Source organism: Thermoanaerobacterium sp. R66 (assembly GCF_028895185.1).
Classification (GTDB): Bacteria; Bacillota; Thermoanaerobacteria; order Thermoanaerobacterales; family Thermoanaerobacteraceae; genus Thermoanaerobacterium.
This window is the reverse complement of sequence record NZ_JAEUWW010000001.1, coordinates 68267-82387: the sequence shown is the minus strand read 5'-3', so window position 1 is coordinate 82387 and position 14121 is coordinate 68267. Positions and strand designations below refer to the sequence as shown.

At 34.4% G+C, this 14121-nt stretch carries 10 protein-coding genes; all 10 read right to left on the bottom strand.

The genetic code is table 11. From position 1 onward, the window contains the following. Window positions 1-2064 carry a beta-galactosidase gene (locus tag JJQ93_RS00350; protein ID WP_274892345.1) on the bottom strand — a complete coding sequence of 688 codons (2064 nt, stop codon included), beginning with the start codon at window positions 2062-2064 and terminating at the stop codon, window positions 1-3. Window positions 2065-2105: 41 nt separating this feature from the next. Beyond that, entirely contained in the window at window positions 2106-3377 is a 1272-nt protein-coding gene (locus tag JJQ93_RS00345) for an alpha-L-fucosidase (RefSeq protein WP_274892344.1), read from the bottom strand. Between the two features lie 51 nt (window positions 3378-3428). Continuing rightward, complete coding sequence (locus tag JJQ93_RS00340; RefSeq protein ID WP_274892343.1) at window positions 3429-5198, bottom strand: putative glycosyl hydrolase; 1770 nt, start codon at window positions 5196-5198, stop codon at window positions 3429-3431. 77 nt (window positions 5199-5275) lie between these two features. After that, complete coding sequence (locus JJQ93_RS00335; RefSeq protein ID WP_503009851.1) at window positions 5276-7024, bottom strand: type 2 periplasmic-binding domain-containing protein; 1749 nt, start codon at window positions 7022-7024, stop codon at window positions 5276-5278. A gap of 83 nt (window positions 7025-7107) precedes the next feature. Next, entirely contained in the window at window positions 7108-8067 is a 960-nt protein-coding gene (locus JJQ93_RS00330; RefSeq protein ID WP_274892342.1) for a carbohydrate ABC transporter permease, read from the bottom strand. Between the two features lie 11 nt (window positions 8068-8078). Then, complete coding sequence (locus JJQ93_RS00325; protein ID WP_274892341.1) at window positions 8079-9557, bottom strand: ABC transporter permease; 1479 nt, start codon at window positions 9555-9557, stop codon at window positions 8079-8081. A 24-nt stretch (window positions 9558-9581) separates the two neighbouring features. Continuing rightward, on the bottom strand, window positions 9582-10592 hold the full coding sequence (locus tag JJQ93_RS00320; RefSeq protein ID WP_274892340.1) for a LacI family DNA-binding transcriptional regulator: 1011 nt from the start codon (window positions 10590-10592) through the stop codon (window positions 9582-9584). 229 nt (window positions 10593-10821) lie between these two features. Then, window positions 10822-12216, bottom strand: a complete 1395-nt coding sequence (gene gmuD, locus JJQ93_RS00315) for a 6-phospho-beta-glucosidase GmuD (RefSeq protein ID WP_274892339.1) — start codon at window positions 12214-12216, stop codon at window positions 10822-10824. Next, on the bottom strand, window positions 12200-12709 hold the full coding sequence (locus tag JJQ93_RS00310; protein ID WP_274892338.1) for a hypothetical protein: 510 nt from the start codon (window positions 12707-12709) through the stop codon (window positions 12200-12202). The genes gmuD and JJQ93_RS00310 overlap by 17 nt, the downstream gene beginning before the upstream one ends. Window positions 12710-12788: 79 nt before the next feature. After that, a complete protein-coding gene (gene celB, locus JJQ93_RS00305) occupies window positions 12789-14114 on the bottom strand; it encodes a PTS cellobiose transporter subunit IIC (protein WP_274892337.1) in 1326 nt (441 codons plus the stop codon). Between the last annotated feature and the right edge of the window lie 7 nt (window positions 14115-14121).

The window sequence follows — 14121 nt, the reverse complement described above, 5'->3', positions numbered from 1 at the left end:
TTATTTTCTCTTTTCTACAATCTTAAATCCATAAGGCGGCAATACAACTTTTCCGCTTAATATGCCATTATCTACTATATCTATATATTCAGTGTCTTTTAGATTTAATGCTTTCTCTTCATCTGTGAAGTTTAACAAGAATATAAATTCTCTATTTCCATCTGTCCGCAATTGAGCAGTAACTCCAACTGGCAAATCAACATCTATCGCTCTTTTTATATCTAAAAGTTCTATTATCTTGCCATAAAAATCATCGACAAAATCATCGTTATTTCTAAATGCTATATAATATGCCTTCCCATTGCCGTAATTATTAACTGTCACAGCAGGATAACCTACATAAAAGTCTTTTTTGTATTTGGCTAAATCTCTTGCTCCTTCAAGATGAATAATTTCGCAAAGCTCCTTTGCTTTATATTCACCTCTAACGCCTAATTCGTTAGCTTCATCGAAAACTACATAATTTTCATCTTTATCGTACAATGCATCTATTTCTTCGCTCCAAATCCCCAATACCTCTTTCAGCGGTCCAGGAAAGCCACCTAAATAGCAAAGATCATTTTCGTTTGCTATGCCGCTTAAATAAGTCGTTACAAAAGTTCCGCCATTTTTTACGAATTGCTTTATCTTTTCAGCTACACCATCCTTTAACATATAAAGCATCGGTGCTATTAATAATTTGTACTTATTAAAATCGCTTTCCATGTCGATTACATCTACCGGAATGCCTTTACTCCAAAATGGTCTATAGTGTGACTGACATGTCAAAAGATAATCCTTTTTTTCTTGCCTTGGGCCTTTTGCATCTTCTATTGCCCAATTATTTTCCCAATCGTAAATTATAGCCACCTCTGGCTTTACAGATGTACCTATAATCGGATCTAACCTTTTTAGTATTTTTCCTACTTCTTTAACATCTTTAAATACTCTTGTATTTTCATGTCCGCAGTGATCTACTACTGCGCCATGAAATTTTTCAAATCCTCCTCTGCTTTTTCTCCATTGAAAATACTGAACAGTATCTGCTCCATGGGCAACTGCCTGTATTGATGATAAAACATGCATTCCTGGTCTTTTTAATTTTGAAACAGGCTGCCAATTTGTAACACTTGGTGTACTTTCCATCAGCATAAAAGGCTGCCCACCTTTAAGTGAGCGATTGATGTCATGAACAAATGCTGTTTTATATGCAACTACCCAATCCTCTTCATCTCCATGCCAAGTCGGATAGCTGTCCCATGATATGACATCAAGATGTTTTGCAAATTTCCAATAGTTAAGTCCCGGAAAAGTCCCCATAAAATTAGTTGTTATAGGTATATTGGGTGTTAACTCTTTTAAAGGTGTAATCTCATTTTTAAAAAAGTCTATCGTCTGATCTGTTACAAATCTCTTGTAATCTAAATTTAATCCATGTATAGTTGTTTCGCCAATTGGTGAAGGCGTTTGTATCTGTGACCAATCTGTAAATGTATGACTCCAAAAGTAGCTCCACCATTCATGATTTAATTTTTTTATATCGTTATTGTATTTTTTCTTAAGCCAATTTCTGAATGCTTCTTGACATAAATCGCAATGACAGTCATTTCCGTATTCATTTGATACATGCCAAGCAATCAAAGCTGGATGGTTCTTATATCTCTCTGCAAGTTTTTCATTAATATTTTTTACTTTTTCTCTGTATATAGGAGACGTAAAGCAATGGTTCTGCCTCCCTCCAAAGAAATGCCTTACTCTATTTGAATCAACCCTTGTTACTTCTGGATACTTTTCAACAAGCCATACCGGGGGTGCAGCACTAGGTGTCGCAAGTATGACATATATTCCATTATCATACAACTTGTCCATTATGCGATCTAGCCATTCAAATTGATAATTGCCTTCTTCTGGTTCTATGGCTGCCCAAGCAAATATGCCTAAACTTACCACATTCCAATTGGCTAATTTCATCAATCTTATATCTTCATCTAAAATTTTAGGATAATCTAACCATTGGTCAGGATTATAATCTCCACCATGAAAAAAGTGTGGATATTTTTCACTTATTGGTTTATATCTCTCCATAAAATTACCTCCATTAGACTTAAAGTTAAAACATATTTTTGTCATTTTAATTCCAGCTCAATTACAGTATCAATTTCATCAGGAAGTCCTGCCCATTGAACATCGAGGAATGCACAATCTTGACCACCTAAATTGTCATGCCAATAATCAGTAACTTTAATTTCCGAGAGATCAGATAGCAATCTGGCCTTGTTCACTTTCCCTTTTAAACCTTTCAATTCTATCGGTCCTAAACCTCTTTCAAAAATATGCGCATATAGCTTTTTCCCATTCTTCGTATACCTTCCCCACTCTGGCTTTGGCAGTTCAGATGACCCGCAATTGTATATACTATCGCTATTTTTATTCATCCATTTACCTATTTGCAAAAGCACTTCTACAGATTCTTCTGGTATTTCCCCTTTAGCATTTGGACCAATATTTAAAAGCAAATTACCACCTTTGCTTACGCATTCTACTAAAAGTCTTATAATCTGTTTTGAGGATTTAAAGTTTTTATCTATTGCACAATACCCCCAATGGTCATTCATTGTTATACATGCTTCCCATGGCACAGGATTACCCAATTCATCAAAAACACCTTCTGTTGGAATCATCTGCTCAGGTGTTGCAAAATCACCTGCATATATTTCAGGATTTTTTGATTTTAAATTTCCACCTAATCTACTATTTATTAATATTTCTTGTTGATTAGAACGAACCATTTTGACAAGATCTGATGCTCGCCATACATCGCCTGTTTTATCATCATAAGAAAAATCAAACCATATAATATCTAATTTGTCATAATTTGTTGTAAGTTCTCTTACTTGACCGTGCATGTAATCTATGTATTTTGAAAAATCATGATTTTTGTTTTTAAATAATTCATTTCCTCTCATCGGATGATATGGATCATTATATGCTGGATATTCATCATGATGCCAATCAAGCAACGAATAGTATAATCCGACACGCAAATTTTCCTTTCGAAATGCATCTAAGTATTCTTTTATTAAATCTTTCTTAACAGGCGTATTTGTGGACTTATAATCAGTCAATTTACTATCAAACAAGCAAAATCCATCATGATGCTTCGCAGTCATTACAGCATATTTCATACCTGCATATTTAGCCAATTGAGCCCATTGTTGAGGATCATAATTTGTAGGATTGAACTCCCTAAAATATATTTCATAATCTTCATTAGATATTCTTTCTTGGCTTCGTACCCATTCACCTCGTGCAGGAATTGCATACAATCCCCAATGTATAAACATACCAAAGCGGGCATTTGTAAACCAATCAATGGATTTTATTTTATTTATTGCCATAACAAAACCTCCATTTTATCAACTTTGAATATAAATTCACATTTGATAACATCATTCATTTTTTATAAGCTTAAATACTTTATTTATTCCAGGAGGAATGCGAAATCTTATAACATAATTTCCTTTTTCAATTTCTGACTTTATAATCTTTCCACTTACTAAATCTTTTACAGCCGTGTACCCATTCCTCAATATTAAACAGACTTCATCGTACCACGGTATAAAAGAATGCAAAATAAAGCAGTCATTATCATAAAGAAACAATCCTATCTTCGAAACTGAATCTAACATTACAGGACTATTTTTCAAAAATATAGATCGAATTATATATAGAATTTTTCTGGGATAATTATACAAATCTCCATAATCTTCTGGTATAGTAAGTATATATAGATGACCATTTCCATAAATTATTTTTAACAATATAGGAAAGTTGTTATCTTCACCAAAGCCTGCAATAAGTTCCCACGTATCATTAGTTTGAAATTCTATTTGTGGTATTTCAATTGATTTTGTCGATTCTTCACAACCGCCAAATGCAATTCCTCCATCATTTGAGTAAGCGTAATTGTTAATACTTGCCTTTCTATTTGTTACTGTAACGTTTGCCAATACATTCTGAAACCCAAGGTTTGTAGCCGTTTCAAGAAAACCAGATGTAACTATAACATCTGCACCATTTTCTAAGCTTTTAGCCACTTTAAATACAATATCTTTATCCATAGCTGCACTTTTTGTTAAAAATATTGTTTTGGCATCTTCGGGATATTTAGTATACGGCTCAAGTGGAATTCCCAACATACCTATATAGTTATGCAAATAGTCTTCCCCATGGCTATGATATGGCAAGTACGTAGCAATACCAGTCGGTTCACCTATATCCCCCAAATAAGAATCCAAATCCATAAAAATTTGGCCATTTAAAGGCACACATAGTGAAAACTCTGGGTCCAATAATGAACCTAAACTAAACATCATCACCTCTTTTGCTTTTGCAAACAGCGTCAGGTAGGCTTGTTCTGCATATGATGTAAGATTGTATGAACACTCAAATGGATCATACCATCCACCACCATTCCGCTTAGGTGCTACGTTCTCCATATACCGCAAATTAAAATAGCTTAAATACTTTGGCAAATGCTGCTGAGTATACATAGGATTTCGCGTTTCTGTGCCTGTATAAATTCCATCAAAAATCTTTGGTTCTTCTTCAAGATTATAACCTGTCTCCTGATAATGCTCATACCAATTTGGATATTTTATGATCATCTTGACATTTGGATTTACCGCTTTAGCCGCACCAACTATTATTTTCTCAGAGATTTCTTTCATCAACTCTAATCTAAAATCTTTCCACGATCTATTTCCTTTTGCTTTGATACATGATGAGCATCTACAATTTGTAAAATAGAAATCATCTAAAATTATTTCATCAAATAGTGAAGCCGTAAATTTCACCACATCTTTTAGAAATTGAACTGTATCAGGATTGGTATAGCATAGTGGATTAAAACCTCCTTCCTCATTTGGAGCTCTGTCAGTCGTAATTCCTCCTGCAATCTCAATTCCTTTTTCTTTAAAAAAATCTATTAGCTTTACAATTTGATCTTTAGGAATAATTACGCCTTGTCGATATGTTTCCAAGTAGACTTTTCCTATATTTATATGTTTCTCGATCCATTCAAATTTTTTTGCAAATAGCTCTATATCTGTAATGCTTATTAAATCTCCGACAGGACAGTATATTGCAGCTTTAAAATTGTTATAACTCTTTGTACCAAATTCTTTATCTGGTGAACGGTTGTTTCCTTCAATGTTCACGATTGAAAAATACTCCTTTCGTTTAGATTGATTGAAAATTGGGATCTTACCAAATAAGCGTAAGACCCCAATACTGCTTATTTACTTCTTACTTTGTCATCTAATGATTTGCGTATCTGTGCTTCATGCTGTTGATACTTGATGCAGTCCTCATATCCATGTGCATATGCTTGATTCGTCATATCTTTTACAATTGAGTCAAATTCCGCATCTGATTTTGCATATATCGCTTTCCAAGAACCATTTACAATTATTTGCTTTACTTGGTTCCAGGTAGTAGTTAATTCATTAGACATAGGTGTAGCAGAATAAGTAGTTCCCAGTGAAATTGCTAACTGATTATTTTTTACTAAGTACTGATCCAAGTTAGGAACGCCCATTTTGTCTCTCCAATCCTGTTCAATTGAACTTACAGGCAGTGATTGTTGCGTCTCCCAGAATTTGTAGTTGTAAGTATCGCCATTTTTCGCATCTGGATTTTTCGAATCTATTGCCCAAGTAGTGTTATTTATTTCATCAACGCCATCGCTGAATTTTCCCGAGTATGGAGCGGGAAGTTCTGTATTACCATCACTCATGGCTTTTTCACCTAATTCTGTCAAATACGGTCTGCCTTCCTTATCATAATCCCAAGTTATACCTTTTGGACCATAGTTATTTGTCATTACCCCCTCAGGTGTGGATAGCCAGTTTATGATAGCCATGCACAATTCAGGATATTGTGTTTTTGCGCCAATAGTCCAAACGCGATTCCCTCCATACATATTTAAACCATAAGCCACATTCTTTTGATCGGAAGCCACTAAAGGCATCATAGCTTTTCCTGCCTTCAGATGATCTGGTGTATTGTATATTGCACTACTCATAAAGTCAAATATATTAAAGAATGCACCACCTGTTTTATAAGTCTGTGTTACGTCATCAAAAGTTTGTGTCATGGAATTTGGATCAAGTAGCCCTTTTTGATATAAAGTATTGTAGAATTTTAGCATCCTCAAGTACTCTCCACCCGGCTTTAGTGCATCTTGATACTCTCCTGTATTCACGTTATACAATCCAAATCCAAATTCATCCCAGCCATATAGAGCTGCCGTAGCTTTTACAAACATAACCATATTTCCATCCCAGTCCTTAAATAAAGAGACTCCATATGTTTTCTTCCCTGTGTCAGATGTTGGCGCTAATTGCTGCATTTTTTCTAAGAGAGGAATAAAATCTTCTAATGTGTTTATCTTTGGATATCCTAACTGCTTATACAGATCCCATCTGATGAATGGACCATAGAATGGAGCTGAATGCTCTGTAGCAGTGCTGCCAACATCATGTCCAAAACCATATACATGTCCACCGGAAATAGATTTATTCTTTTCTAAAGCCATCTGCATGTGAGCCTTAATATAAGGACCATAATCATCGAGTAAATTGTCTTTGTTCCAATCCAACAATGCACCGGCTTTTACAGCTGTCTGGTAATCTGTGGAGTCATTTCCAAATACCACTATATCGCCAAGATTACCTGATTCTAATCTTGTAGCAAAAACACCATCGCCATCTTTGACAATGTTCAATTTTACGTTGAATTTATCCAAAAGAATTTTTGCAAACCATCCTGTCTGTTCACCCTGAAAATTTGCCAACTGACTATAAACAGTAAGGGTTATAGGATTCTTAGGTCTTATTGACGCTATGTCGCCTTCTTTTGCATTGGCTGAAACAGTATTTGAATTATTTGTTTTTGTTTGAGTGACTTTAGGTGCGCAACCGGCCAGTGTAAATAATATCATGGCACTTGTTACTAAGACGGCTATAATTTTCTTCATCTTCACATTAAAACCTCCTTAATTTATAATTTTTTATAAAAATTAATATTTGTTAAAAATATTAATTTTTCACAACTTAACTCTTAATTTCAGCCTTTAACAGCACCAATCATAATTCCTTTCTCAAAATATCGTTGCATAAATGGATACACCAGTAAAATTGGAATAAGAGTTACCATTGCAACTGTCATTCTCATCGTCCTCATATTCATAACCGAATTTATGACGTTTTGAGAAACCGATCCTCCTGAATTCATCAAAGTCGCTAAATCTGACGTACTTGTCAAATATATATACAACCTATACTGCAATGTGTATAAGGATGGATTTCCAGACATTAATATCATAGAATCAGTAAAGCTATTCCAGTTACCAACAGCACCAAATATAGCAATCGTAGCTAAAATAGGTTTAGATAGCGGCAAAATAATTTTCCAAAATATAGTGAAATATCCTGCCCCATCTATTTCAGCACTTTCTTCAAGATCTGGTGGTATTGACTCAATATACGTTTTTACTAATATAATGTTAAACGGCGACACTATTCCAGGAATTATATAGCCCCAAAAATTATTAGTTAAACCTAACATAGACATATTTAAATACCAAGGAATTAATCCGGCATTAAAATACATGGTAATTACTATAAAGCGATAAATAAATCTACGACCATACATTTTTTGTTTTGTCACTAAATATCCAACAAAAGCCGATGCCAATACCATCAATGCTGTTCCAATAATAGTTCTGGCTACAGATACAAATGTTGCAGTTGCAAGATCATGTACTTGTAACAAAGCTAAATAATTATCAAAATGAATTCCTTTAGGATACCATAATATCTGTCCTGAACTTACTAAATTATTATCACTTATAGTGTTTATGAAAAGATAATAAAATGGAAATAAGCAAATTAAACTAAATAATATGAAAAACACATGATTAAAGAAATCAAAAATTATATCACCTAGACCTCTATCACTTCTGACCTTAAATATCTTAAATTTTTTTGATGGCAAATTAGTCTTATTTACACTATCTGCATTCATTATTAATCCCCCTAAATTATACTTTCACCACGTAACAATTTGGAAAACCAATTTGCAGCCATTAATAACGTAATACTGATTACAGATTTCAACATGCCAACGACCGTTGCCAACGGTATATTTCCAGTTCCACCACTGCCAAGCCCCAATAAATACACGTATAAATCTAACACTTCAATTGAATTTTGATTTGCCGCATTCCTGAATACATAATATTGGTCCATTCCATTTGAAAGAATGCCTGCAATGCTCAAGAGAAGCAACACATAAAATGTTGGCATAAGACCCGGTATAGTAATATGCCATATCTTCTTAAATCGTCCTGCACCATCCACAGTAGCTGCTTCATAAAGTTGCTGATCTATACCTGAGATGGCTGCTATGTATATGATTGCACTCCATCCAAGACCTTTCCATGTCCCCCATAACCACATCTTAAGCCAAATATGACTTCCACTCATTAGAAAATTAGTGGCCGTTTTTTCCAATCCTAATTTTATCAAAACTGTGTTGACAAATCCTTCCGTAGAAAACATAGCAAAAGCCAAACTGTACACCAGGACCCAACTGATAAAATTCGGTATCGTTGTAACAACCTGAATTGATTTTCTCAATTTTAGTGATCTGATTTCTGTAAGGCAAATTGCGAAAGCCATTGGTAAGAATGACGTTGCGATGCCAATTCCACTCATCGCAAGAGTATTTGTCATAACCCTTATGATATCAGCTCTACTAGCCGCATTTTTAAACAAAAATTCAAACCATTTAAGCCCAACAAAGTTATTCCAGCTTAATCCAAGTCCTGGAGTATAATCAAAGAATGCATAACGCCATCCCCAAAGAGGCAAATACGAGAACAAAAAGCAAAGGATTACAAACGGAAGCGCCATTAAAAACAACTTGTACTTTGCTTCCATTTCATACTTATCGTTTTCCGAAGGTTTGGGCAGTAATTTTATATTAACAAACCCTAATATAGCACAAACGATTAAAAAAATATCAAAAATCAAATATGAATATGATATAATAGGTTGAACTGCGTTAAGGTTAGCACTTCCGCAAAGAGCATAATACGCCGGAAACAAAAGAAGCAAAGAAATTATAGCTGCTCCACACCCTATAATAATAATTTTTATACCTAATCTTTGCAATTTCAACTTACCCAGCGTCATGCAACAACCTGCCACAATTGCAGTAACACTAAGAAAGGTTAGAAGAGAAGAAATATATATATTTAGCACTGTACCACTATTAACCCATCCTCTGTTTATTGCTCTTGTAAATCCTTCTACAAGCGAACTATAAGACACTGCCATAGTAAATAAAGCAGAATTCTTATCAATCAAACCACTGACCATCGCTGGGTTCAATGCAGGAATAAATGTTGATATCAAAATCAGAATCGCACATCCACGTAGCAAAAACATCCAAGTGTTGATTTTGTTAAGCTGATTTTTTGATACCACTAAAATGCTATTTGTTCCAGGCATTATATTCACCACCTATAGTTTAATTTAATTTATTTTTTTGACAGAACCATTAATAACGAGATCAGACACTACAACTATTTCTTTAGGATTCGCTTCTTTATCCTTTATTCTCTCTAAAATCATTTGTCCGGCTTTTTTCCCCATTAACAAAGCATTTTGTTTAATACAAGTAAGTTTTGGTTCTATCAGCTTCTGATTTTCAATTTCTTCAAAAGTCACAAGTGAAACATCATCAGGAATTTTTAAATGATTCTCTTTTAACACTAGCATCGTACCCTCTGCCATCCTATTATTAGCTGCAAAAATAGCTGATGGTACAATCTTTTTATCCACAATCAACTTTTTTACTTCTTCATATGCTTTTTCCCAAGAATAATACCCATTGAGGATAAAATCATCTTTAATCTCAATATTGTGATCCATCATTGCAGCTTTAAACCCTTCATACCTTTCTATACCAGTGCTAACATTTAAATTGCCATTTACAATGCAAATATCCTTATGTCCCATTTCTATTAAATATTTAGTCAATGTATAAGCACTTCCAAAATCATCACTTGCAATAACGTCCACATTGCTGTTTTTAATCTTTCTATCTATCAATACAACAGGAATATTCTCCTTAATTAGATCATCAACATATTTATTATCCGTATTTGAAGATGCCAAAATTATTGCATCAACACGTTTTTGTGACAATCTTTTAAGAACATTTAACTCTCTCTCAAAATTTTCATCTGTGTATGATAGAATTAAACTGTATTCTTCTTTACTGACAACACTATCGATCCCTTTTATTATTTCCATAAAAAACGAATTAGAAATGTCAGGGAGAACTACACCAATTAAATGAGTAATATTGCTCTTTAAACTTCTGGCTATACTATTAGGTTTGAAATTTAACTCATTCATTGCTTTTAAAACTTTTTCCTTAGTCTCTTTACTGACAGGATAATTTTCGTTTAGAACTCTTGAGACAGTTGCTATTGACACTTGTGCATGCTTTGCAACATCTTTTATCGTTACATTTTCCAAATCAAATACCTCCATAGTAATCAATTTCTATACTATAATATTTATTCTACAAAAATTTAAAAATTCCTGCTTTGTTACAAAAAAATTTTTTATCTTTAAAAACGTAGCAAATCGCAGATTAACCGTATCATCATTATTGCCTTTATTTTGAAACATTTGTTAAGAAAATAATTTTATAGATAACAATTTCTATAATAAATAAAAAAATCCCTCATAAAGAGGGAACATTTTACTCGCTAAACCCATTGTTTTTTGCTAATTCTTTATACCAATATCCACTTTTCTTGATGGTCCTCTTTTGTGTTGATATGTCAACCGATACGAGCCCATAGCGGTTTTTATACGCATTTAAGAATGACCAATTGTCCATGAAAGACCAAAGATGATAGCCTTTTACATTGCACCCTTCTTCAATCGCCTTATGAAGCCATTTTAAATGACCTTTGATAAAGTCTATTCTATAGTCATCTTGGATTATACCGTCTTTTATGAAGCGTTCTTCTCCTTCTACACCCATGCCGTTTTCTGAAATATACGATTCAATATTCCCATAGTTGTCCCTTACATTTATCAAGATGTCATATATTCCTTTTTCGTATATCTCCCATCCTCTGTACGGATTCATTCTTCTTCCTGGCATTACATACTCATCAAAAAACCAATCAGGTGTAAATACACCATAAGGATTTGGCATGTTTTCTTTTGCTTTTACTCTTCTAGGTTGATAATAATTGATTCCAAGGTAGTCAACCGTATTATTTTTTATGAGCTCAAGATCTTCCTCAGTATACACTGGCAAGTGGTCGTAACTTTTTAAAAGTTCTACAAGTTTATCTGGATATTCTCCTTTGACACATGGGTCTAAAAAGCTTCTGTTGAAAAGAAGATCAGCTATCTCTGCTGCCTTAAGATCTGCAGGATGATTGCTGCGAGGATATGATGGAGTTAAGTTTAGTACAATCCCGATTTTTCCATCTTTTATGCCTAACTTTTTGAACTCGTTTATCGCCATAGCACTTGCCAAAACTGTATTGAAACATACCTGTATAGCTTTCTTAAAATCCACAATATCAGGATAATGAAAGTTATAAAGGTATCCTCCCTCCGCTGGAACTATAGGTTCATTAAAGGTAATCCATCTTTTTACTCTGTCTCCAAAAAGCTCAAAGCATGTCTTAGCATAGTTTTTATAATTCTCCAAAACTTGACGGCTTTCAAATCCTCCAATGTGCTGCATTTCTATCGGCATATCGAAGTGAAATAAAGTAGCTATAGGCATAATATCATTTTCTAAAAGCTCATTTATGACGTTATTGTAGAAATCTACCGCCTTTTTGTTTACTTCTCCTACTCCACCAGGAATCAGTCTTGACCATGATATAGAGAATCTAAATGAATTGTGTCCTATTTCTTTCATCAATTTTATGTCATCTTTATATCTGTGGTAAAAATCAGACGTCAATTCGGGTCCTACACCGTTAAAAAAGCGATTCGGCACTTGCTTGTACCAATAATCCCATACATTCATTCCTTTCCCGTCTTCACTCGCAGCACCTTCTATCTGTGTTGCAGATGTGGCAGAACCCCACCAAAAACCTTCTGGAAATTTATACTCTTTTGCCATTTTTCTTTCCTCCTCTTGCTTTGTTAGTCACATAGCTTGTAATAAGTTTTTCCCCACCTAATGATATTAGAAAATAACCTATGGAAAATACTATCACTAAGGGGCCAAAGAATTCTTCTAATACAATACATATTGCCAGTGCATGCGTCGCATAAACTATCAAATCGTAATAATTCAATTCTTTTTGTTTCTTTATAAGTGCCACAACATAAAAGACAAGTGATAGTACAAGTGACGACGCTATCAAACCAATGTATAGAAATATTAGTGAAGATGCAATATTTTTTATTGATAGTTTTAAATAGCTATTTAAAAATACTGAAAAATTGCCTGTAAATAGTGATATTATAAGTTTTATAAGCGTTAAATAGATAACACCAAAAATCGTCAAGATAAGGTCAAATCTGAGAAGTTTTATTATAGATTCGCCTTTTAATCTTTTGTAATTTTGAGGCATAAAAAGGCTTATTTTTAGTTCTTCCAAAACACCCATAAATTTTATCTCCTTACACCTTTTAAAATGTTTAAAGCAATTAGACGATTACGACTGTAACCGCCTAATTGCAATTATATCAGCCTTTTTGGCTTTCAACAGCCATTGCTTGCTCTTGCTCAAGGTACTGTCTATCTACGACTCTTAAGAATGGCAAGTATATGAAGAATGAAATCACTAATTCGATTATTTGCCATACAGCACCGCTAAAACCTGATACTAAAAGTCCTCCGATGATAGGTGGTGTAGTACATGGTATTACGACACCTGTTGGATGCCCAACAAGACCTATTGACATGACGATGTAAGTCAAAGTAGCTAAGATCATCGGCGTCAATATGAATGGTATTACCATTATTGGGTTTAAAACAATTGGAAGTCCGAATATTACAGGTTCATTGATATTGAATAAACCAGGAACTATAGCAAGTTTTCCAACAGTCTTAACCTGTCTTGATTTTGAGAAGAAAAGCATAGCAAGTACAAGTCCTAATGTGCTGCCTGAGCCACCTACCAGCATGTACATATCGTGGAACTGCTGTGTTATGATGTGTGGAACTGGATGACCAGCTTGGAATGCCTGTAAGTTCTCTGCTGCAAGCGCCAACCATATTGGTCCCATAACAGATCCGACTACGTTTGCGCCATGTATACCAAACGACCAGAAAAGTCCTTCGAAGAAGTTTGCAATCAACGTAGCAGGCAGTGTATCGCCAAGTCTTGTCAAAGGTATCTGCAATACTGTGTAGATAAATTGATGTATTGTACCGTAAGATGTCATAGCAAACAGCATTCTTATAACATCGATGATGATAGCAACTATAGCCGCAGGAATCAACGCAGAGAAAGCCTTTTCAACTGCAGGTGGAACACCTTTTGGCATCTTAATTACCCAGCCTCTTTTTATAACAAATCTTACGATTTCAACTGACAGTATTGCCGTTAAAATGCCTACAAACAGACCTTTTGAGCCCATCCAGTCAACCGGTATACCACCGCTTACTTGAATTGCTTTTTTAGCTCCTTCAGGTGTATAATTAACTATAAACGGTGTAAATATCAAAAATGCAACGAGTGCAGTTGCAGCCGTGTTTAAACCATCAATCTTGTAATGCCCTGCGAGGCTGTATGCAATGCCAAATACTACAAATATACTCATTATTGACATTGTAGCCTCAAAGGGCCTCATAAAGAATGTATTCCAGTTTGGTCCGAAAGCCTTTGCCATAAAATCAGAATATCCAGGTATCGGCAAAAACGCCAGCAACAAGAAAACAGCACCTATTGTAATGAGTGGAACAGCAAGCATAAAGCCATCACGAATTGATGTCAAGTACCTATTTTCAGAGATTTTGCCCGCTATAGGCATCAATTTTTCCTCAAGCGAATCTGTAAACTTACTCATTTTATAA

Excerpts from the sequence above, each read along its gene's own strand:
- JJQ93_RS00350 (WP_274892345.1), bottom strand. The coding sequence starts at position 2,064 with ATGGAGAGATATAAACCAATAAGTGAAAAATATCCACACTTTTTTCAT.
- JJQ93_RS00345 (WP_274892344.1), bottom strand. The coding sequence starts at position 3,377 with ATGGCAATAAATAAAATAAAATCCATTGATTGGTTTACAAATGCCCGC.
- JJQ93_RS00330 (WP_274892342.1), bottom strand. The coding sequence starts at position 8,067 with ATGAATGCAGATAGTGTAAATAAGACTAATTTGCCATCAAAAAAATTT.
- JJQ93_RS00325 (WP_274892341.1), bottom strand. The coding sequence starts at position 9,557 with ATGCCTGGAACAAATAGCATTTTAGTGGTATCAAAAAATCAGCTTAAC.
- gmuD (WP_274892339.1), bottom strand. The coding sequence starts at position 12,216 with ATGGCAAAAGAGTATAAATTTCCAGAAGGTTTTTGGTGGGGTTCTGCC.
- JJQ93_RS00310 (WP_274892338.1), bottom strand. The coding sequence starts at position 12,709 with ATGGGTGTTTTGGAAGAACTAAAAATAAGCCTTTTTATGCCTCAAAAT.
- celB (WP_274892337.1), bottom strand. The coding sequence starts at position 14,114 with ATGAGTAAGTTTACAGATTCGCTTGAGGAAAAATTGATGCCTATAGCG.